This window comes from Prauserella endophytica (genome assembly GCF_005146945.1).
GTDB lineage: Bacteria > Actinomycetota > Actinomycetes > Mycobacteriales > Pseudonocardiaceae > Prauserella_A > Prauserella_A endophytica.
The window spans coordinates 1-20124 of record NZ_SWMS01000055.1; the positions used below are offsets into that span (position 1 = coordinate 1).

The window sequence follows — 20124 nt, forward strand, 5'->3', positions numbered from 1 at the left end:
TGCCCGTACCCATCCCGCCGGATTTCACCCCGGCGTGTCGGGCCAGAAACACCGCTCACGACACAGTCCCAGCCAGTCGGCAAGCTGACAGTCCTCCCCGGTGGCATCTCAGGTGATGGGCCGATAACAGGACGCATGATGGCCACAGGGCTTGTGCCGGTGGCGGTCATCTCTGCTGAACTCGGGCGATCAGACGGTTCCGGTCGAGAGCGTCAGAGCTTGGTCCAGGTCCGCGATGAGGTCGTCGGCGTCTTCGAGCCCGATGGAGAGGCGGACCATGCTGTCGGCGATGCCGCGGCGGGCTCGATCGGCGGGATCGAGGCCGTGGTGGGTGGTGGTAATGGGTTGCGTAACAAGGCTTTCCGCGCCGCCGAGGCTGGCGGCGATGCTGAACACACGGAGCCGGTCGACCACGGCCGCGGTGGCGTTGGCGTCGCCGTCGACGAGGAAGCTGAGCATGCCGCCGTGGCCGCGCATCTGGGTTTTGACGATGGTGGCTTGATCGCCGGTGGCCAAGCCGGGGTAGTTGACCTTGGTCACGCGGGGATGCTCGGCCAGGTATTCGGCGACGGCGGTGGCGGCGGTGTTCTGGGCACGGACCCGAACGACGAGGGTGCGGATGCTGCGGGCGAGCAGGGATGCGATCTCGGGGGCGATGACTTGGCCGAGGTTCTTGCGCCACGCGGCGATCGGGGCGAGCAGTTCGGCGGGGCCGGCGACGGCTCCGGCGGTGAGGTCGCTGTGCCCGCCGAGGTATTTGGTCGCGGAGTGGAGGACCAGGTCGGCGCCGTGGTGCAGCGGGTTCTGGTTGACCGGGGTGGCGAAGGTGTTGTCCACCACGACCAGGGCACCGACTTTGTGTGCCTGGGCGGTGATCGCGGCGATGTCGAAGATGTCGAGGTTGGGGTTGGACGGGGTTTCGAAGAACACGATCCGGGTGCGGTCGGTGAGCACGTCCGGCAACTGGTCGGCTTCACCGGCGGTGAGGAAGGTGGTCTCGATTCCGAGCCGGGGCAGGTTCTCGCCGAGTAGTTCGAAAGTGCCGCCGTAGACGTCGCCCAGGCACACGATGTGCTCGCCGGTCTTGATGTGGGACAGGAAGGTCGCGGCTTCGGCGGCCATGCCGGATCCGAACGCGAGCGCGGTCTCGGCGTCTTCGAGGTCGGCGAGTTTGCGTTCCAGGGAGCGGATGGTGGGGTTGAGGCCGTAGCGGGTGTAGAGGTTGCCCTCGCGTCGGCCCTCAACGACGTCGAGCAGGTCGGCGGTGGAGTCGAAAGCGAACGTGGAGTGCCCGTAGAGCGGTGGGTGGATGGCGCCTTGCGGGTCGCGGACGTCTCCGGCGTGCACGCACCGGGTGGACAAGCCGGGTCGCTGTTCGGGCGTGGTGTTCACCTTCGGGTCGCTCATCAATCCCTGCTTCCTGTCGTGGTTGTGATCAGGTCGATGGCTCGGTCGATGTCGGCGGAGGTGCTCCAGCGACCGAGGGACAGCCGCAACGCGGACAGGCTCCGTTCGGCGTCCAGGCCCATCGCGGTCAATACAGGTGAGGGCTGGTGGTTACCGGCGTGGCACGCGGAGCCGGTCGACGCGGCGATCCCCTGTGTCGCGGCGAGCAGGCTGTGCCCGGTCACCCCGCAGATGCTGATGTTGAGCGTGTTCGGTAGCCGCGCTGCCACGGGTCCGTTGAGCTGCACCCGGCCGGGCAGTTGCGCGGCGAGCTGGTCGTGGAGCCGGTCGCGCAGGGTCTGGATGCGCTCGTGGCCTCCTGCCGCGAGGTCGGCGGCGGCCAGGTCGGCGGCGGCGCCCAGCGCGACGGCGAGTGCGACGTTCTCGGTGCCCGCGCGCAGGCCGTGTTCCTGTCCGCCGCCGTACACCAAGGGTTCCAGTGCCAGGCCGGGTCGCATGTAGAGGGCGGCGATGCCTTTGGGGGCATACATTTTGTGCCCGACCACGGTGAGCAGGTCAACATCGAGGGCGGTCACGTCGAGCGGTACCTTGCCGACGGTTTGGGCGGCGTCGCAGTGGAACACCGCGCCGTGATCGTGGGTGATGCGGGCCAGTTCGTCGATCGGTTGCAGGGCACCGGTTTCGTTGTTGGCGGCCATGATGGACACCAGGACGGTGCGGTCAGTGAACGCGGCGGCCAGCGCGGCCGGGTCGACGCGCCCGTCGGTGTCGACGGGCAGGTAGGTCACCTCGGCGCCGTGCCAGCGTTGCAGCGCTTGGCACGCTTGCAGGACGGCGGGGTGTTCGGTGGTTTGGGTGATCACGTGCGGCCGGTCGGATCCGGCGGCCAGGACCACGCCGCGCAGGGCGAGATTGTCGGCCTCGGAGCCGGAGCCGGTGAACACGATTCGTCCGCCTGGCGCGCCGATCAGGACGGCGACCTGCTCGCGGGCGTGCTCCAGTGCCGCGCGGGGCGCGGTGCCGTAGTGGTGGTCGCTGGAGGGGTTGCCGAATCCGCCGGTCAGGTACGGCAGCACCGCCTCGACGACTGCGGGATCGACGGGCGTGGTGGCGTTGTAGTCGAGGTAGATCGGGCCCTCGGCGAGTTCACTAGGGATGGTCACGGCGCGTCTTTCTCCTGTAGTGGAACGGATTCGGCGCGCTGGTCGCGCGGGTGTGTCTCGTACATGCGTGCCGCGACGATCAGACCGGAGGCGGCGGTGATCGCGGCGACCACCCACACGGCGGCGCGGATGCCCCAGAGGTCAGCGACGATCCCGGAGAGCAGGGCGCCGACGGCGAACCCGCCGTCGCGCCAGAGCCGGTAGACCCCGACCGCGCGGGCCCGCCACGCGGGGTGGGCCACGTCACCGATGGTGGCCAGCAGCGTCGGGTAGACCATCGCGGTTCCCGCGCCCAGCAGCACCGCGGCCACCGCCCAGAGGGTGAACGTGTCGGCCAGTGCGATGAGGACGAGTGCGGCGGCTTGGACGAGCATTCCGGTGGTGATGAGGTGTTTGCGGCCCCACCGGTCCGACAGCGGACCGGTGACAAGTTGTCCCAGGCCCCACACGGCCGGGTAGAGCGCGGCGAGGATCCCGATCCGGGCGACCGACAGCCCGGCCGCGGTGAACAGGATCGGGAACAGTCCCCATGCGAGGCCGTCGTTAAGGTTGTTGACCATCCCGGCCTGGCTGGCTGCGGACAGGGCGGGTTCGCGCACGCTGGTGTGGGCGAAGACCTGCCTGTTGGTCAATTCGGAGTGCAGGTGGTCGTGGCGGCCGTCGGCGCGGGTGGTGTGCTGGGCGGCTTCCACGCGGGCGTGCTCGCGGGTCTCGCGGACCACTAGCACGGACAGCCCGAGGCCGAGCGCAACGTAGGACAGGCCGAGTAGGAACGGCGCGGGCCGCAGCCCGTAGCGTGCGGCGAGGTAGCCGGTGGCCACGGCGGTGACCGCGACCGCGAGGTAGCCGGCGGCCTCGTTCAGGCCCATCGCCAGGCCGCGGCGGGATGGGCCCGCAAGGTCGATCTTCATGATCACGGTGGTGGACCAGGTAAGGCCCTGGTTGATCCCGAGCAGGATGTTGGCGGCCACGACCCAGCCCCACGACGGCGCCCAGATCAGCATCAGCGGCACCGGGATCGCGATCAGCCATCCGGCTACGAGCACGGGTTTACGGCCGAACCGGTCCGACCACGTGCCCGCGAAGTAGTTGGTGGCGGCTTTGGTGGCGCCGAAGGCCAGCACGTAGGTCAGCAGGAACGTGTAGCCGGTCAGGTGAAAGGTCTGCTCGGCCAGCGGGGACAGCACGGTGCGTTCCTGCCCGAGCACACCACCGACCAATGCGTTGACGGCGACGAGCAGGCTGAACTGGGCGAGGTTGGCGCGGATCCCCAGCCGCGGTTTTCCGATGGCGCGGCTCATGTGCCGGTCTCCAGCTGGTGGCCGGTGACGGTGGCCCAGTCGTCGGGGCCGCCGGTGAGCACGGCGAGGTCGCGGTGGCCGGCGCGTTCGAGCAGGCTGGCCGCGCCCATCGCGCGTTCGCCGTGTCCGCACATCACCACCAGCGGCTCGCCGGGCACGTCCTGGGCGCGGCCGGCGAGCTCGCCCAGTTCGAGGTGCTGGGCGCCGGGCAGGTGTCCGGCGGCGAACTCCGGTTCCTGGCGGATGTCGAGGACCGGCGCGTCGACCTGGTCGGGTCGCACGAGCCTGGTGCTGGTGGTGGGGTGTTCGGCGGCGGTCCAGGCGTCCACGCCGCCGGTGAGGTCTCCGGCGAGGTTGCTGTAGCCGATCTTGGTGGCCTGCCACGCGATCTCCGCCGGGTCCTGATCAGGTCGGCGCACGATGATCAGCGGCTGGTCGTGTGGGGCCAGCCATCCCAGCCAGGACGCGAACACCGGCCGCAGCGGGATGGACACCGCGCCCGGTATGTGGGCGGCGGCGAAGTCGGCGACCGGCCGCACGTCGACCGCCACCGCGCCCTGCGCCAGCAGCGCCCGCACCTCGGCGACGCTGAGCGGCGCGAGGGCCGGTGGCTGGTCGAGCACGGCGGGGCCGCGGCGGTTGATCTCGCCCAAGCGCAGGAAGTACGGCGGGAAGCTGCCCAGCGAGCCGAGCAGCGTGGTGACGAAGGTGTCCTCGTCGGCCGCACGCAGCAGTGGGTTGGTGGCCTTCTCCTGGCCGATGGTGCTGGTGCGTTCGGTGCCGGGCGGGGCGGAGCAGAACGAGCCGGCGCCGTGGGTGGGCCACACCGCTACGTCGTCCGGCAACTCGGCAAGCCGCCGCAGTGAGGCGTACTGGGCGCGGGCCAGCGCCTCGGTCTGCTCCGGGGAGACGAGGTCGGTGCGGGCCGCCGCGCCCACCAGCAGCGAGCCACCGGTGAACACTCCAACCGGCTTGTCACCATCGAGCAGCAGGAACGACAGGTGCTCGTGGGTGTGGCCCGGTGTGCCCAGTGCCCGCAGCCGCAGCCCGCCGAGGTCGACCTCGTCACCGTCGCGCAGCCCGCTGTGGGTGAACTCGCGGTGTCCGGCGGCCGAGGCGAGTACCTGCGTGCCCTCGGTCGCGGACAGCTGGCGGGCGCCGGAGAGGAAGTCCGCGTGCAGATGGGTGTCGGCGGCGAACGCCACTGTCAGCCCGCGACGTCGGGCGAGGCGCGAGGACTCCCGCAGGTCGAGGCTTACGTCGACCACCATCGCCCGGCCATCGCCGAGGTCGAGCAGGTAGGCGGAATTGCCCAGTCCCTCGTCGACGAGCGGGACGATGTCGACCGTGCTCACCTGGCACCTCCGTGGCTTTGCGGGCGGGTTGGGTTCCCGCACGAGTTCTGTTCTACACTATTCCAAGGATGATTGGAGAACCATGGGTGATCGGGACGCGAAGACGGCGTTGTTCGAGCAGTTCGCCCGCGTGGGGAAGGCCCTGGGCAGCGGCAAACGGCTGGAGTTGCTGGACCTGCTGGCACAGGGCGAGCGCACGGTCGAGTCGCTGGCACGGGCCGCCGAACTCGGGCTGACCACTGCCTCGGCGCACCTGCAGACCCTCAAGCAGGCCAACTTGGTGACGACCCGCCGTGACGGCACCAAGATCTACTACCGGCTCGCCGGGGATGACGTCGCCGCGCTGTACGCGCTCGTCCAGGCCGTGGCCGGCGAGCACCTCGCCGACGTGGAGGCCGCACGCGCTACCTATCTCGGGCCAGAGACCGAGGAGGTCACCCGCGAGGAGTTGCTGCGACGGGTCCGTTCCGGCGGCGCCACCGTGATCGACGTGCGTCCGCACGAGGAATACACCGCCGGGCACATCCCCGGCGCGGTGTCGATTCCGCTGGAGGATCTCGCCGAGCGCTTGGCTGAACTCCCCCTCGATCAGGAGATCGTCGCCTACTGCCGCGGCGCCTACTGCGTGTTCGCCTACGACGCGGTCCGCCTGCTCATCGCCGCCGGTCGCCCGGCTCGCCGGTTGGCCGACGGCATGCTCGAATGGCGCTTGGCCGACCTACCGGTGGCAACTTGACCAAGATTTTCTGGGGCGGTGTCGAATCGGGCGTGTTGTCAGTGGTCTCCTGAGCAAGGAGGTGTTGAGCCGGCTACATCGCGCCATCGCCCTACACGCCACGTGGCCGACTCTGAGGCCGCACCCGAGCTGTCCACATTGGATAGTTCACTGGTCCATTGCTACCGCTATCAGGCCCCGCGCCGAGTCGCTGCGCGAGCTCGGCGACTCCGAGGCCCAGGCCGCCGCGCGCTGGAGCTGACCGCCCCACCCGACCGAGCAAACCCTGTTGCGGCAACGCATTCTCGACAGCTAGCTACCCGCCGTCGCTGGTTTGACGGCCGCGACCCGCTCCACCATGCCGGCTTTGAGTCGTTCCTGTCGTTGAATGACGAACCCGGCCTCCTCGACCAGTGGCAGTGGACGACGGGTTTGGTAGTCGCCCAGCATCCGCACGGTCAGCTTCTCCAGCAACCATTGCCCAGCCCGGATCAGCCGGTGGTGGCTGCCGACGTGGTCGAGCAGCAAGAGCGTCCCGTCGGGACGTAGGACCCGGTGCATCTCGATGATCGCTGCCCGCTCGTCGGGAAAGCCGCACAACCCGAGGGTGCACACCACGGTGTCGAACGAGGCGTCCGGGAACGGCAACGCCTGCGCGTCACCCTCGCGCAGGTCGATCTCGCGACCCAGCTCGGCCGCGCGAGTGCGGGCGATCGCCAGCATGGCGGGGCTGAAGTCGATCCCGGTCAACCGCACCTCGTCCGGATAGAACGCCAGGTTTAGCCCGGTGCCCACCGCCACATCCAGCACCTCGCCGTGGGCCTGCGAGCACACCCACTCCCGGCCGCCGCCGAACTGCACCCGCTCGAAGAACCCGATATCGCGGTCATACCGCAGCGCGTACTTGTCCCACTTCGCCCGCAACAGGTCACCGCTCAGTGCCTTACTCATCGCCTTGTCCCTTCGTCGATACCAGTCCGTGGGTGAGCAGCCCGGCCAGCGTGGCGGCCACGACCTCCGGCGGCGGTAGCTCGCGATCATCGGAATCAACACGGGCGGGATCCCAGTGCAGGTGCACCGCCCACAACACGCAGGTCTCCAAGATCGTCCGCGCCACAACAGGCGCCGGCCCCGGCAGACGCACTGCCCGGCTGGCCGCGCGACGCGTCAGATAGTCGGTCAGCACGGCGACCTGTCCCGCCCGGCCAACCCCGAACCACACCTCACCGAGATCCGGCAACTCCGGCGCGCACCGGTCGACCAGCTTGATACTCACCCGATGCCGCGCCAGCCGCCGATACAGATCGACGATGATCTCGGTGAGCTCGTCGGCGATCGGCACCCGCCGACGCCCGGACACCGCCTTCACCAGCCGCAGCTCGGCAACCTCGCCGCGGAGCCGATCGGCCACCAGCGCCGCCAGCTCACCCGCCACCGGCGTCGGCACCGGCAACTCGGCCAACTCGGGCAGTGGTTCTACATCGTCGGCGTAGCGCATCGCGGCGGCCAGCAACGCGGCCTTGCTCTCCACGTACCCGTACACCGTGCCCTTCGCCACCCCCAACCGGTCCGCGACATCCTGCATCTGCGTGCGTTGGAAACCCTGCGCGATGAACGTCTCGGCCGCCGCCGAAACCAGGCGCGGGAAGAACTCCGCCGACCGAACCCTGGGCATCTCGCAACAATAACTGACCGACCCGGTCAGTCAAGACTAGAATCGGTTACCACTGCACCGGGAGTGCGGCCAGGCCGCCGGTCAGCACGTCGCGCCGCATGGTCAACTCCTCCACGCCGACGGCCAGCCGCAAGGTCGGGAATCGTGCAGCGAGTTGGGAGAACACCACCTGGAGCTCGATGCGGGCCAGCGGTGCGCCGATGCAGTATCGGGCGCCGTGCCCGAAGGTGAGGTGCGCAGCGGACGCACGGGTGATGTCCACACGGTCCGGATCAGCAAAGACGGCCGGGTCGTGGTTGGCCGCCCCGTTGTCCAGCAGCACCAACTCGCCCGCCCGGATGATCACGCCGTCGACCTCCAGGTCGGTCCTGGCGTAGCGGGGAATCCCACCGCCACCCTTGCCGGGCGCCCGCAACATCTCCTCGACGGCGTTCGGCACCAGGGTCGGGTCGTTCACTAAGCTCTGCCACTGGTCGGGGTTGGTCAGCAACGCCAGTGCGCCCAGACCGATCTGGACCACCGTGGTCTCGTGCCCGGCGAACAGCAACGCCATGGACATTCCCGCGGCCTCGACGTCGGACACACCCTCGGTCACGCACAGCCGGGAGATCACATCGTCACCAGGCTCGGCCCGCTTGCGGGCGACCAGCTTCTGGCCGTACGCGAACAGCGCACCCAACCCCTGTTCCGAACGGGCGCGATCACGGATGTTGGCAGCGTCGGCGGTCCAGGCGCGGAACTGATCACGGTCCTCGTAAGGCACGCCGAGCAACTCGCAGATCACCAGGATCGGCAGCGGCACCGCCACCGCGGCGTGCAGATCCGCGACAGGCCCCTGCTCGGCCAACTCGTCCAGCAGTAGCGCGGTCAGGGCCTCGACCCTGGGGCGCAGGGCACGCAGGTGCTTGGGCGAGAAGTGCGGCTGCAACAGCGACCGCATCCGGGCGTGGTCGCTCTTCTCGGTGGCGAAGTTGCCCAGCGGTCCGCCGAACAACGCCGACTCCCCGGTCCGCGCGGCGGTCTCCGGCGCCGGATGGGCGCGGCCCAGCCGGTCGTCGTCCAGCAGCCGCCGCACCTGCGCATGGCCGGTGACCAGCCATGCCTCATCACCCACCGCGGTGCGAACCCGGTGGACCGGGCCCTGGGACTGCAACTCACGCAGCCGGGGCGCCACCCGCAACGGATCTACCTGCTCGAACGGCAACTGAACCGGGGCGCTCATCGCGACCTCCATCATTACACACCACTTGTACAAGACAACTTCAACAACTTACTTGTATAGTCTGCCTTTAACAAGAGGAGGTTGATGCGATGGCAGCCGCCCGACAATCCGCGCAGTCCACGTCGGAAAGCCAGCCCGAGCGTGTCCGGCGTATGCCCCGCGCGCAGCGGCGCGAGCAGATCCTCGACGCGGCCACCCGCGCGTTCGCCCGCACCGGGTTCACCGCCACCGGCCTCGACGACATCGCAGCGGAGGCCGGCGTCACGCACGTGATCCTCTACCGACACTTCGCGTCGAAGAACGACCTGTACCGAGCGGTGCTAGACCGCGCCTGTACCCGGCTCGGGACCTCCGTTGGGATCGAGACCTACGACGAGGGCAGCATTCCCGCGCTGCTGCGCGCCGCCGCAGCCGACCCTGACGGGTTCCGGCTGCTGTTCCGCCATGCGGTCAGGGAGCCGGAGTTCCGCGACGTGATCGACAGGATCCGGTCGGCCTCGACCGAGATCGCCCACCGCCACCTCGCCGACGCGATCCCGGACGGCCCCTGGCAGAACTGGGCAGCACGACTGATCCCCACCCTCACCCTCGAAGCCGTGATCGCCTGGCTCGACACCGGCCAACCCGACCCTGACCACGCCGCCAATCGCATCGGGCAGGCCATCCAGGGCGTGATCCAAGCTGCTCAGACCGGCTGAACACACAGTGGACTGTCCAGCAACTGCCTCACCGCGCGTTCGCGCTCGATCGCGGCACGTTGCCAGACTGCCTATTGATGCGGCTCGACATCACCTATCCCTCGGCATCGGGTGATCGGTTCGAGTCCGGGTGCTCGGAGAGCTGATCGACAACCAGCGTGATCAGCTCTTCCAGGCTCTGAGGGCCGGTTGCCGCGATACTGGCTCTGGCGGTGACCGGTTCGTCCGGGCGCTCGGTGGGCGCGAACAGGGACGGCAGCGGCGGCCATCTCAACGTGGCCAGCAGCATGACGATGTCGGGGTCGCTGGTTGATCCGGGCTCGACGGTTTCGCACCGACGCAAAACCGCGTTCAACTCCGTAACGATGGGCGTCAGTGCCATCCGGTCATGACCTGCGAGCACCTCACCCGTGTCAGAGTCGATCGCGCGGAACGGGGCCGGCTGTTGCGTGAACTCCTCCTCGGCCAGGTCTGCCCACGACTGCGGGATGCGCTGGTCGCGGACAAGGTCGTCGATGCGTTCGTCGAAGTGATCGGCGGAGTCCCGGACCTTCCTGTCCCGGAGGGCCGAGGTTTCGCTGACCATCAACTCTGTCCGCAGTCGATCGGCGCGGAAGCGACGCCAACGGGACTTGAGATCGGCTCCCTCGGCCCTGACGGGCCACAACAGCTTGCTGATGATGGCGGTCGCGGTGAGGAACGACTGGACCGCCGGCCACGCCTCGGCACGCCGCTGCGGATCCCGGCTGAGACTGAGAGCCTGTTGCACCGCGGCCAGGGCATAACTCGCCTGCCGCACGATCTCGGCGACGTAGAACCGCCGGGCTCCCGATGCCCAGCGCAACTCCCAGTCATCGCTCACTCGATCATTGTGTCCCGTCGACGACGTAGGCGTTGGCCATCCGGGCCAGGCGGGAGCGGCCCGTCATGTTGCCCGTCGCTCCCTCGGCGTAGGTCCCGGTAGCGGGTGACGGCGTGTGCGCCCGGAGTCCGTACCCACAGTGGAGCGCCGATGAGGATACGTTCGACGTCTGGGCTGATGCCGCCGTCGCGGTCAAAGGTCCACCGGTCTTTGTCGAGTACGACGTCGCTGTAGATCTGTGCGAACCACTCGGATTCAGTCGCGTGGCCGAGCGTGAAGCCTCGCGTCCAGGGCTTGTCCTCGTGTTCGTCCCAGGTTCCGGTCACGCCCTGCTCGGTCGCGATCTTCAGGGCTTCGACCGCGAGGGACTCCGGGTCGTCCCACTGTGAATTGTTGATCGTTCCTCGGCTCTGGATGTAGAGAGCAATCGTCCGAGCCGCGGAGGACGACCATCCTTCCGGCGGTTGGTCGGAGCCGCCGACGTAGTCGGCGGTGTTCTCCAGGCTGCCGAACAGGCACACGTCGACGCGGGCGCCGGTACTGCTGCGAGTGCTGGTGTGCATCACAACGCCTTGTCGCTTCTCGACACCGCCCGTGAACTGGGCGAAGTCGACACGGCCGACGCCCTTGGCGAACGTCGCCGGCGGCGGAGTGACGAAGTCCTCGACTGCGAGGTCGCCGATCGCCGTTTCGATTCGGCGCGCCATTTCAGCACGGTCTAGCGTGCGCGCCTCCTGCGCGAATTCGAGCCCACCGATCAAGGGAATCGACGCCGTCTTGGCCTTCCAACTCACGCGCCGTTCGAGGGCGATGCCGTTTGCCGACGCGATGTCCCGGATACGGCGATCCGACCAGTACGCGTAACTCCGGATCACACCTAGCTCGCCCATGAGCAGGCCCCTCCTAGCGCCAATTCGTCGAAGCGGTCCCGTCGGGGCCAGCACGTTCGAAGCCTAGCGGTGTCGCGCGTAACGCCAGGTCGAGCGGGTACGACGCCTGTTGGTAGCTGAACGGCGGAGGTGATGGCGTGGGTGGCGAGGAGGACGAGCTCGCGGTTTTGTTGGCAGCGTGGCGTGAGGACATCAACAGCGTTCCGGCGCCGGCCATGCTTGTGTTGGAGCCGCGCTCACGCTCCACGCCGACTTGCTTGTTCTGTCCGCGGTTCCTTCTTCCAGGCGCTCCCACCGGTTCCGGGCGAAGCGCTCGCGTCGCCTGCGCCCTGGTGGCCGTCGCTGCCCTTGGCCTTCTCGTCCTCCACGGCGACGCTGACTGCCAACCCCCACTCGGGCGACCGGCTTCACGGGTTTGGGCCAACGGAGAGTCAGGTGGAGTAACGCTCGGCGAGCCGGTCGAAGAACGCTGCAAGCCGCTGCCCAGTGGCTGGAGTATCGGTGAGCTCGGCACCGCCGAAGCGGTAGACCTCGTAGCCGTGCAGTCGTAGTTCACGGTCCTCGGCCACCATCTCGGCGTACCGACGGGGGTCCGCGTGCCCGTTCTCGTCGGCGTAGTGCTGCTTACCGTCGCACTCGACGACGATACGGATCCGCTGTGGCAGCAGCAGGAGGAAGTCCATGCGCTGACGGGCCAGAGGTGGTGTGCCAGGGGCGTGGTGCGCTCGGGTGTACGGGTCGTAATGCAGGTACACCTGCGGGATCAGCGCCGGGATGCCGTCGCCGAGCCGGACGTACCGGTCGGCGTACGTGCGCAGTATTCGTCGCTCCGCGTGGTTGTCACCAAGCGAGCGGTCCAGCCGTCGGTACAAGTCGAGCGAGATCTCACGGGCCGGTGCTTCGGTCAGTCCCGCGCGGTCGGCCCACCAGCTGGTCAGTTCGGCCCAGGTGAGGCCATGTGCGCCCAGCGGCCGGTCGTAAACGAGACAGAACTGCTCGTTCTTGACTACGAGGACGTCGTTGTTCAGGGCGTCGCTGAACACGATCTCCGGCTTGGGGCCGTCGGCCGCGAAGATCAGGTTCTTCAGTTCGCCGGCTACGCCGTGCGTACCGGATGCGTCGAGCAACGGCTGTAGGTGCTCGGCGTCGTACTCGGCCGCGACGCGGTGGGCGAGGTTGGTCAAGTCCGTCAAAGACATGCCCTGTAGCCGGCCCTCGACGTAGCTGCGCTTGCTGTTGAACGGCTCGGGGCTGCCCTCGCGGGCGGGTTTCATGCCGAGCGCGTCACAGGCCCCTTCCAGGTGGTGGGCCTTGACGCACTCCCAGAGCGTTTCGGCGATGGCCGAGCGCAGCCTCATCGGCGTGACGGTCATGCCGCTCCACCGCGTGCGTCAAACCTGGTCGCGCCCACCTGAGCACGTCGGGTTCGCTGGTTGACCATCACATCACGGTAGCGCGGTGGGTCGGCGGTAGATCTCTGAGCAGCGCAGTGTCCGACGCGCGTTCACAGCCACCGAGCGACGCGGCCGCCTCCTCCTCCGCCGCGCGGCCGTCCTCCACCCGCACGCCCAGATCGACTCGATCACCGCGGTACCCGCGTGCTCGTCGTCGACCGCCCTGCGTTCTGCCAGCTGGGAACTTCACTCGCGCTTTCGCAACACGTTGAAGGGCACGAATTGGTCGACCAGGTGCAGCTTGTCGCGACGGCCGTCGGCGTAGCCGATCTCGTAGTTGACGATCCCGTACCAGTCGCCCTCGATACTGGGGAAACGGCCGTGAAGCCGTCCGGGGACCACGCCCGTCAAGTCCAGGCCGGTCTCGATGACGTGCCGCGGTGCGTCGGCTGGCCGGGGGAAGAGGATGTCCAGGTTGACCCATACCGAGGTGAGCACTGGTCTGCGTCCGTGGAGGTCGTCGCCTTCCCACTGAGTGAACGGGCTGTTGATCACGGCATCATCGGCCTACCTCGTGCCGGCCACCGTTCGCACGCGGCGCAGAATCAGATCGCCATACGGCTCGTCGTCCAGCTCGGCGCGGTCCGGGCTGGGGCCGCTGCTGGACAGGCGCCAGGTCGCGTCGGCTCCGGGTGTCGCCGCACAAACAGGGCAGTCGATGCGGACTTCGTCCTCGACCGCTATCGCCCTGCTGACGCCTGGGATGACGAGGTGCCGGCCACCTTTGCAGGTGGCTGGAAGGACGGCGATCGTCGTGCCGGTGTGGTCGACCCGGTAGCGCAGCGCGCCGTCCGGTGAGGCGGGTGGAGGCGACGAACTCATGTCGAGAAAACTACCACCGCGCTCGCACATATGTTCGACTGTGGTGGGATCCGGCGAGTCACGTATCGGCTGGTGATGGGATGCCACTCGGCCGGGTGAACCGTGCCGCCGCTGAAGTCGTGCTCACACGTGGTGCCGCCTCACGGACGCCTCACCAGCGCCTCCTTGCCGCTCTGGTTCAGATCTTGATATCGCCGGTCTAATCGCCCACACGAATCGACCCGGCCGGTGCGGCTGGTGCGGATGAACCGCAGGTCACGGCTACCGGGTCGACCAGGCGCATGGCGCGAGTCGGCTCGTGGTGACGAGGCGGGGTGGGGAGAACTTCACGGTGATGGCGACGCATGGGGACGCGCCAGGTCTTGTGCAACAGGTAGACCCCGACGCGCCGTCGCTGTTCCGGATCTACGACTACCTGCTCGGCGGTGGGCACAACTTCGCGGCCGACCGCGCCGTGGCCGACAAGATCACCACGCTGGTGCCTGGGTATGACGTATTCGTCCGCGAGAGCCGCACCTTCGTCCGCCGCGCAGTCCTTCACATGCTCACGGCCGGAATCGAGCAGTTCCTCGACCTGGGTGCGGGCATGTTCAGCGCGCACCCCGTGCACCATCTCGCCCAGGCTGAACGTCCTGACGTCCGCGTCGTCTACGTCGATCGCGACCCCATCGCCATCGCCGGTCTCGGTCTGATCGTCCATGCGGACGATCCGAGCACCGGGGTGATCGAGGCCGACCTGCGGCACGTTGACGAGGTGCTCGACCATGCCGTGACCACTCGGCTGCTCGATCTGACTCGCCCGGTGGGCGTGGTGGCCGGGTCGGTGTTGCATTGCCTGCCCGGCGCCGAGGATCCGGCCGCCGCATTGGCCAGGTACCACGAGCGGCTGGCACCCGGCTCGCTGTTGGCCGCCTCACACGCCGACGGCATCGTCCTCGGGCTGGAGTCGGCCGCTGCGGTCGAGGACTGTCTCGCCAGGGCCGGGATCACGCTCGTCCACCGAAGCCGGCGGCAGTTCGCCGACCTGCTGGGACCGTGGCAACCACACCCGGACGGCGTGGCGCCGATCGGCTTGTGGCGACCGGACGGGCTCACCCTGCCCGTACGCGAGTGCCTGTGGGGCAACGCCGTGCTCGCCGACCGCCGTTCCGAGCCCGCGGAGCGAGCATGAACGAGGCCGAGCACATCAACACCGTGTCCGGATCGGTCCACGGCCAGGTGCTGCAAGCCCGCACGGTAACCGCCGAAACCATCGTCCTGCACGCTCCCGAGCACCGAGTGCCGGTGCCCCGGCAGCTTCCGCCGCCCGCGCACACCTGGGTCGACCGCGCAGATGAATTGGAGTGGCTGGACCGTCTGCTCACCACGGCGGGCCCGACCCGCGTGGTGGTGACCGGCCTGGGTGGGGTCGGCAAGACCGGCTTGGCGGTGCGCTGGCTCGACGGACACCACGAGCGCCACCCCGACGGCGTGCTGCACGTCGACCTCAACGGCTGGAGCGGCCACCCGCCACCGGCCACCGCGCAGGTCCTCGCCGGATGGCTCCGCACGCTCGGCGTCGCCGCCGACGACCTGCCGGGCGAGGTGGCCGAGCTGGTCGCGCTGTACCGGACGGTCACCTCGGACAAGGCGGTGGCCATGCTGGTCGACAACGCCCGCTCCGCCGAGCAGGTGCAGGCCCTGGTACCTGCCACGGCGCGCGGCACGATCCTGGTCACCAGCCGCAATCGGCTCGCCGAGCTGGCCATCGCGGGCTTCCGCCACCTCGACCTCGACTGCTTCCCGGCCGCCACCGGCGCCGCGCTCCTGACCGGCCTCCTCGACGAGGACCGACAGCCCATCGGCGAGGAGCTGCTGCATGCGCTGGCCACCCGCTGTCACGGGCACCCGTTGGTCTTAACCATCGCCGGGGCCCATCTCGCCGCCTACCCCCGGCGCGACCCGGCGCGCCTGATCACCCGCCTGACCCACCTCGCCGAGGCGTCCACTGGCGCTTTGGACCCGCACGAGCTGTCCGTTGAAGGAGTGCTGCAGATGAGCTACGAGGACCTCGACGCCACCACCGCCCGGCTCTACCGCGGCCTGGCCGAGCATCCCGGCGTCGAGTTCACCGCCGAGCCGCTCGCGGCCGGGCTCGACGTGCCGGTCGCCGAGGTCGGCCGCGGGCTCGGGCGGCTGGTGGAGGCGAACCTCGTCACCGAGACTGGAGACGAGCGCTACCGGCTGCACGACGTCCTGCGAGAGCACGTGCAAACCCTGGCAGGCCAGGATGACCAGGCCAAGCGGCTTGCGGTGCGCCGCCGGATGATCGAGTGGTACCTGCGGCGCGCGGCGGCGGCCGACAAGATCATCAATCCTTTCCCTCGCCGGTTCAGCCCCGTCTACACCGGTCTGGACACCGGCGTGTTCGCAGCGAAGGCCGCCCTGGAATGGGCCGAGACCGAACGCGCCAACCTTCTCGCCGCTCAACAGGTCGCCGCCGACCAGGGCTGGACGGAGCTGGTGTATCAGTTCGGCGAGGTCCTGTGGAACCCGCTGCGCCCCAACTACACCGCCGGTGAGTTGGTGAGCTCGCAGTTCCTCGGGGCCAATGCCGCGGCCGACGCCGGGCACATCCTGGAGGTCGTCTGCCGCACCCGCCAGGGCTTCGGCGAGACCAACCTCGGCCACCACGAGGCCGCCGTCGCCATCTGCACGATTGCCGTAGAGCGCGCCGCCGAAGTCGGCGACCCGTGGCTGCACTCCGGCGCGCTGTCCACCCGCGCCCGCGCCCACCTCAAGGCCGACGACCCGCACGCCGCCCTCCCTGACCTCGAACATGCCCTCGAAATCGCCGAGGGGATGAGCGACGCCCGCAGCATCGCGCTGCGGCACCGCCGCCTCGGCGAAACTGCCCTGCACCCCAAGGTCGCCGACGCCCCGCTCGCACTCCACCACCTGCGGCTGGCGGCGAGCATGTTCACCGGCATCGGCGATGACATCGGCCACGCCCGCACCGTCCTGCACCTGGCACGGGCCCTGACCCTGAACGGGCAAGCCGCCGAGGCAGTGTCGGAGCTCGCCGCGATCGAGCAGGCCGTGCGCGACTACGGCTCGGTCGGCTACTTGGCCGACCTATGCACCGTGCTCGGCGAGGTCCACGCCGCGCTCGGCGACACCGCCGAGGCCCACCGCCGCTACGGCCAGGCCATCGACTACTACACCGCCGCCGGCCCCGGCGCCGACAAGAGCAAGGCCACCGTCATCGCCCGGCGCGACGCCCTCGACTCCGACCAACCGACCGCCTGAACGCGAAGAGGAGCGAACGGCATGGCAGCACACACCACGGCCAAGGGACGCCGGATCACCGGCGAGGCCCGCACCAAGATGGCCGCTGACCTGAAGAAGAAGTACGAAAAGGGCGCCAGCATCCGTGCGCTGGCCGAGGCCACCGACCGCTCGTACGGCTTCGTGCACCGAATCCTGTCGGAGTTCGGTGTGGTGCTGCGTGGACGCGGCGGCGCTACCCGGACCAAGCCCAAAGCCTCATAGCCCAGCGACAGCGGGCACGAGAACGGCTCGCGACACCAGCCCATCCGATACGCGAGCGGAGATCATGATGCCCAGACGGGTCTTGCGGGGCTACCGCCTGGGAACGCACACTGGCGAACCGGATTGCGATGCGCGGCCGGCGCCGCGGATTCAAGTCCGCTTCGCGTGCCGAAGAGGACACGAGTTCACCGTGCCATTCTCGACAGACGCCGAGATACCCGCCGTCTGGAGATGCCCACGACACGGCGTCGAACATTGCCTCCGCATCAATGAAGACTCCGCCTGGCAACCGCCCAAGGGAAAGCCTCCACGCACGCACTACGTCATGCTCTTGGAACGACGCAGCATCGCCGATCTTGAAGTCCTCGTCGACCAGGCGCTGGCGGGCATCCTCCTGCAGCGCCGATCACCTTACGGTCGCGTGCCCATCGGCGACCGAACCTACGGTTTCCGGTTCGAGCCATGACCGCCGGCCCGAGAAGGCGTAACAGGCAGGCTGGCTCTGATGTTTTCGAGCCGACTACCTCGGAGCATGCGAGGTATCGAGCCCGAGGGCGCCTCGCCTCATCATCGACGTGCAGGTCGCGGTCTACGGCTTGGGCTGGCCGGTGCCGGAGTTACGAGCCGGTGAGCCGCGCAGTTCCGTGACGCGCTCGCGGAATGGTGCGCCGACCGGCCCGCGCAAATGCCGACCCACGGGCACCTCTTTGTGTTCACAGTTTCCTTCGCTATGCCCCCAGGTGTTCATACACATGTTTGCTCGATACGGGCCGCGCCAGTACCGGTGGCGATAGTGAGGCGAGCGGCGGCTGTTGTCCGACGTGTCGTGGTCGGCGTTGTCCTCTCCGTCGTCGGGAGGCAGGTCTTCGGTCCTGAACCGCGGGTGTACCCGGACGATGTTCACGTCGATCGTCGCGATGATGCCGGCTCGGACGTGTTAACGATTCCTGAAGACTGACCCCCTGTGGTTCTCCGAAAATTGACCCCTCTTGATGATCATGAGGTGTTGAACGTGGAGGACTGGGCTGAGATCCGCCGTTTGCATCGTGCGGAGGGTGTGCCTATCAAGGAGATCGCTAGACGGTTGGGTGTGGCGCGGAACACGGTTCGGGCGGCGTTGTCGTCGGACCGGCCGCCGAAGTATCAGCGGGCGCCGCGGGGTTCGGTGGCGGATGCGTTCGAGCCGCAGATCCGGGCTTTGTTGCAGGAATGGCCGAAGATGCCTGCACCGGTGGTTGCGCAGAAGATCGGCTGGCCGTACTCGATGTCGCCGTTGAAGAAGCGGCTGGCGGCGATCCGGCCGGAGTACGTAGGCATCGACCCGGTCGACCGGGTGGTCTACGAACCCGGGCAGGTCACGCAGTGCGACTTGTGGTTCCCGGAGCCCAGGGTTCCGGTCGCGGCCGGGCAGGAGCGGGTGTTACCGGTGTTGGTGCTGACGCTGGGGTTCTCCCGGTTTCTGACCGCGACGATGATCCCGTCGCGGCAGGCCGGGGACATCTTGTCGGGCATGTGGGAGTTGATCGGTGGGATCGGCCGGGTGACCAAGACCCTTGTGTGGGACCGGGAATCCGCGATCGGCGGGACCGGACGGGTCAGCGCCCCGGCGGCGGCCTTCGCCGGAACGCTGGCCACGAAGATCACGCTCGCTCCGCCTCGGGATCCGGAGTTCAAGGGCTTGGTCGAGCGCAACAACCGGTTCCTGGAGACCTCGTTTCTGCCCGGCCGGCTGTTCACCTCCCCGGCGGACTTCAACACCCAGCTCGGGGAGTGGCTGGAGCGGGCCAACGCGCGCACCGTCCGCTCGATCCAGGGCCGCCCGGTCGACCTTCTGGAGACCGACTACCTGTCGATGCTTCCGTTGCCGCCGGTCGCGCCGCAGATCGGGCTGAACCACCGCATCCGGCTCGGCCGCGACTACTACGTGCGTGTCGACGCCGTCGACTACTCCGTTGATCCGCGGGTCATCGGCAGGTTCGTCGATGTGACCGCGTCGCCGGACAAGGTGACCGTGTTCTGCGAGGGCCAGGTCGTTGCCCGCCATCACCGGTCCTGGGCCAAGCACGGCGTGATCACCGATTCCGCCCATGCCGCCACGGCTGCGCAGATGCGCCGGGCTCTCAGCGCCCAACGGCAGAAACGTCAAGCAGCCACCCGTCATCACGCCGACGGGCATGCCGTCGGGCTGCGGGCGCTGCCGGACTACGACGCCCTCTTCGGCGTCGATTTCACCAACCCCACCGAGAAAGTGAGCAACACGTGAGTACTACCAGCAAGCCGAAAACCGAGGCCCTGGCGCCGAAAGACGGCACGCCATCAATGATCGCCTATCTGACCAGAGTGCTGAAAACCCCGACGATCGGGGCGTTCTGGGAACAACTGGCCGACCAAGCCCGGGACGAGAACTGGTCGCACGAGGAATACCTGGCCGCGCTGCTGCAACGCCAGGTCGCCGACCGCGAGTCCAAAGGCACCGTGATGCGCATCCGCACCGCACACTTCCCGGCGGTCAAGACCCTCGAAGACTTCAACCTCGACCACCTGCCCTCCCTGCGCCGCGACCTGCTCGCGCATCTAGCAACCGGCACATTCGTCGCCAAAGCCGAGAACGTGATCCTGCTCGGGCCGCCCGGAATCGGGAAAACCCACCTCGCCATCGGCTTGGGAGTCAAGGCCACCCAGGCCGGCTACTCAGTGCTGTTCGACACCGCTAGCAACTGGATCGCCCGCCTCTCCGACGCCCACCACGCCAACCGGCTCGAGGCCGAACTGAAGAAGATCCGCCGCTACAAGCTGATCATCATCGACGAGGTCGGTTACATCCCGTTCGACCAGGACGCGGCCAACCTGTTCTTCCAGCTCATCGCCTCCCGCTACGAGCAAGGCTCGGTCATGGTCACCTCGAACCTGCCCTTCGGACGCTGGGGCGAGACCTTCTCCGACGACGTCGTCGCCGCAGTTATCTAACCGCTCGGGTTGAGCGTCCACGATGTACACGATGGGGTTGGTGCGCCTCCCTGGCGTTCGTT

At 68.4% G+C, this 20124-nt stretch carries 20 protein-coding genes; 8 read left to right on the forward strand and 12 right to left on the reverse strand.

Annotation, left to right across the window (positions count from 1 at the left end; all coding sequences use genetic code 11):
- Window positions 1-189: 189 nt before the first annotated feature.
- The 4 genes from FCN18_RS38095 to FCN18_RS38110 are packed head-to-tail and all read right to left on the reverse strand — an operon-like array spanning window position 190 to window position 5226.
- A complete protein-coding gene (locus FCN18_RS38095) occupies window positions 190-1407 on the reverse strand; it encodes a trans-sulfuration enzyme family protein (RefSeq protein WP_206078093.1) in 1218 nt (405 codons plus the stop codon).
- A complete protein-coding gene (locus FCN18_RS38100; RefSeq protein ID WP_112271387.1) occupies window positions 1407-2570 on the reverse strand; it encodes a cysteine desulfurase family protein in 1164 nt (387 codons plus the stop codon). The genes FCN18_RS38095 and FCN18_RS38100 overlap by 1 nt, the downstream gene beginning before the upstream one ends.
- The gene (locus FCN18_RS38105) at window positions 2567-3871 is read right to left on the reverse strand and encodes an MFS transporter (RefSeq protein WP_112271384.1); all 1305 of its coding nucleotides are present in this window, start codon (window positions 3869-3871) and stop codon (window positions 2567-2569) included. The genes FCN18_RS38100 and FCN18_RS38105 overlap by 4 nt, the downstream gene beginning before the upstream one ends.
- On the reverse strand, window positions 3868-5226 hold the full coding sequence (locus FCN18_RS38110; protein WP_112271382.1) for an MBL fold metallo-hydrolase: 1359 nt from the start codon (window positions 5224-5226) through the stop codon (window positions 3868-3870). Before FCN18_RS38110 ends, FCN18_RS38105 begins: the two co-directional genes overlap by 4 nt.
- Before the next feature lie 82 nt (window positions 5227-5308).
- On the opposite strand from FCN18_RS38110, the gene FCN18_RS38115 reads away from it, so the two are divergent.
- Window positions 5309-5962 carry an ArsR/SmtB family transcription factor gene (locus FCN18_RS38115; protein ID WP_112271380.1) on the forward strand — a complete coding sequence of 218 codons (654 nt, stop codon included), beginning with the start codon at window positions 5309-5311 and terminating at the stop codon, window positions 5960-5962.
- A 291-nt stretch (window positions 5963-6253) separates the two neighbouring features.
- Here FCN18_RS38115 and FCN18_RS38120 read toward each other — a convergent pair whose 3' ends face one another.
- Genes FCN18_RS38120 through FCN18_RS38130 form a run of 3 tightly spaced genes read right to left on the reverse strand, consistent with a single transcriptional unit; the run spans window position 6254 to window position 8838 of the window.
- Complete coding sequence (locus FCN18_RS38120; RefSeq protein ID WP_112271378.1) at window positions 6254-6892, reverse strand: class I SAM-dependent methyltransferase; 639 nt, start codon at window positions 6890-6892, stop codon at window positions 6254-6256.
- Window positions 6885-7616 carry a TetR/AcrR family transcriptional regulator gene (locus FCN18_RS38125; protein ID WP_112271376.1) on the reverse strand — a complete coding sequence of 244 codons (732 nt, stop codon included), beginning with the start codon at window positions 7614-7616 and terminating at the stop codon, window positions 6885-6887. Before FCN18_RS38125 ends, FCN18_RS38120 begins: the two co-directional genes overlap by 8 nt.
- 46 nt (window positions 7617-7662) lie before the next feature.
- Window positions 7663-8838, reverse strand: a complete 1176-nt coding sequence (locus FCN18_RS38130) for a cytochrome P450 (protein WP_112272040.1) — start codon at window positions 8836-8838, stop codon at window positions 7663-7665.
- An 89-nt stretch (window positions 8839-8927) separates the two neighbouring features.
- On the opposite strand from FCN18_RS38130, the gene FCN18_RS38135 reads away from it, so the two are divergent.
- Window positions 8928-9536, forward strand: a complete 609-nt coding sequence (locus FCN18_RS38135; protein ID WP_112271374.1) for a TetR/AcrR family transcriptional regulator — start codon at window positions 8928-8930, stop codon at window positions 9534-9536.
- 94 nt (window positions 9537-9630) lie between these two features.
- Here FCN18_RS38135 and FCN18_RS38140 read toward each other — a convergent pair whose 3' ends face one another.
- The 5 genes from FCN18_RS38140 to FCN18_RS38165 form a co-directional block, all read right to left on the reverse strand.
- Window positions 9631-10398, reverse strand: coding sequence for a hypothetical protein (locus FCN18_RS38140; RefSeq protein WP_112271372.1), 768 nt, complete (start codon window positions 10396-10398; stop codon window positions 9631-9633).
- Complete coding sequence (locus FCN18_RS38145) at window positions 10395-11288, reverse strand: hypothetical protein (RefSeq protein WP_112271370.1); 894 nt, start codon at window positions 11286-11288, stop codon at window positions 10395-10397. The genes FCN18_RS38140 and FCN18_RS38145 overlap by 4 nt, the downstream gene beginning before the upstream one ends.
- 431 nt (window positions 11289-11719) lie before the next feature.
- Complete coding sequence (locus FCN18_RS38155; protein ID WP_137097494.1) at window positions 11720-12661, reverse strand: hypothetical protein; 942 nt, start codon at window positions 12659-12661, stop codon at window positions 11720-11722.
- A 267-nt stretch (window positions 12662-12928) separates the two neighbouring features.
- Window positions 12929-13180 (reverse strand): hypothetical protein, encoded by a 252-nt coding sequence (locus tag FCN18_RS38160; RefSeq protein ID WP_228714349.1) that lies wholly within the window; start codon window positions 13178-13180, stop codon window positions 12929-12931.
- 69 nt (window positions 13181-13249) lie between these two features.
- Entirely contained in the window at window positions 13250-13564 is a 315-nt protein-coding gene (locus FCN18_RS38165; RefSeq protein ID WP_112271366.1) for a hypothetical protein, read from the reverse strand.
- Window positions 13565-13898: 334 nt separating this feature from the next.
- Between FCN18_RS38165 and FCN18_RS38170 the strand changes: the two genes are divergently transcribed.
- From FCN18_RS38170 to istB, 6 genes are all read left to right on the forward strand, one after another.
- Entirely contained in the window at window positions 13899-14735 is an 837-nt protein-coding gene (locus FCN18_RS38170; protein WP_112285789.1) for an SAM-dependent methyltransferase, read from the forward strand.
- Window positions 14732-16852 carry a hypothetical protein gene (locus FCN18_RS38175; protein ID WP_112285788.1) on the forward strand — a complete coding sequence of 707 codons (2121 nt, stop codon included), beginning with the start codon at window positions 14732-14734 and terminating at the stop codon, window positions 16850-16852. The genes FCN18_RS38170 and FCN18_RS38175 overlap by 4 nt, the downstream gene beginning before the upstream one ends.
- Window positions 16853-16873: 21 nt before the next feature.
- A complete protein-coding gene (locus FCN18_RS38180) occupies window positions 16874-17095 on the forward strand; it encodes a helix-turn-helix domain-containing protein (protein ID WP_075848219.1) in 222 nt (73 codons plus the stop codon).
- 67 nt (window positions 17096-17162) lie between these two features.
- A complete protein-coding gene (locus FCN18_RS38185; protein WP_075848243.1) occupies window positions 17163-17561 on the forward strand; it encodes an RNA polymerase-binding protein RbpA in 399 nt (132 codons plus the stop codon).
- A gap of 537 nt (window positions 17562-18098) precedes the next feature.
- Entirely contained in the window at window positions 18099-19358 is a 1260-nt protein-coding gene (gene istA / locus FCN18_RS38190; protein ID WP_112271358.1) for an IS21 family transposase, read from the forward strand.
- A gap of 56 nt (window positions 19359-19414) precedes the next feature.
- Window positions 19415-20062, forward strand: coding sequence for an IS21-like element helper ATPase IstB (gene istB / locus FCN18_RS38195; protein ID WP_425455448.1), 648 nt, complete (start codon window positions 19415-19417; stop codon window positions 20060-20062).
- Window positions 20063-20124 lie beyond the last annotated feature (62 nt).

Bases quoted from the DNA above. Each gene is read 5' to 3' on its own strand.
- FCN18_RS38095 (WP_206078093.1), bottom strand. From the start codon at position 1,407: ATGAGCGACCCGAAGGTGAACACCACGCCCGAACAGCGACCCGGCTTG.
- FCN18_RS38105 (WP_112271384.1), bottom strand. From the start codon at position 3,871: ATGAGCCGCGCCATCGGAAAACCGCGGCTGGGGATCCGCGCCAACCTC.
- FCN18_RS38115 (WP_112271380.1), top strand. From the start codon at position 5,309: ATGGGTGATCGGGACGCGAAGACGGCGTTGTTCGAGCAGTTCGCCCGC.
- FCN18_RS38120 (WP_112271378.1), bottom strand. From the start codon at position 6,892: ATGAGTAAGGCACTGAGCGGTGACCTGTTGCGGGCGAAGTGGGACAAG.
- FCN18_RS38125 (WP_112271376.1), bottom strand. From the start codon at position 7,616: ATGCCCAGGGTTCGGTCGGCGGAGTTCTTCCCGCGCCTGGTTTCGGCG.
- FCN18_RS38130 (WP_112272040.1), bottom strand. From the start codon at position 8,838: ATGAGCGCCCCGGTTCAGTTGCCGTTCGAGCAGGTAGATCCGTTGCGG.
- FCN18_RS38135 (WP_112271374.1), top strand. From the start codon at position 8,928: ATGGCAGCCGCCCGACAATCCGCGCAGTCCACGTCGGAAAGCCAGCCC.
- FCN18_RS38145 (WP_112271370.1), bottom strand. From the start codon at position 11,288: ATGGGCGAGCTAGGTGTGATCCGGAGTTACGCGTACTGGTCGGATCGC.
- FCN18_RS38155 (WP_137097494.1), bottom strand. From the start codon at position 12,661: ATGACCGTCACGCCGATGAGGCTGCGCTCGGCCATCGCCGAAACGCTC.
- FCN18_RS38165 (WP_112271366.1), bottom strand. From the start codon at position 13,564: ATGAGTTCGTCGCCTCCACCCGCCTCACCGGACGGCGCGCTGCGCTAC.
- FCN18_RS38170 (WP_112285789.1), top strand. From the start codon at position 13,899: ATGGCGACGCATGGGGACGCGCCAGGTCTTGTGCAACAGGTAGACCCC.
- FCN18_RS38175 (WP_112285788.1), top strand. From the start codon at position 14,732: ATGAACGAGGCCGAGCACATCAACACCGTGTCCGGATCGGTCCACGGC.
- FCN18_RS38180 (WP_075848219.1), top strand. From the start codon at position 16,874: ATGGCAGCACACACCACGGCCAAGGGACGCCGGATCACCGGCGAGGCC.
- FCN18_RS38185 (WP_075848243.1), top strand. From the start codon at position 17,163: ATGCCCAGACGGGTCTTGCGGGGCTACCGCCTGGGAACGCACACTGGC.
- istB (WP_425455448.1), top strand. From the start codon at position 19,415: ATGATCGCCTATCTGACCAGAGTGCTGAAAACCCCGACGATCGGGGCG.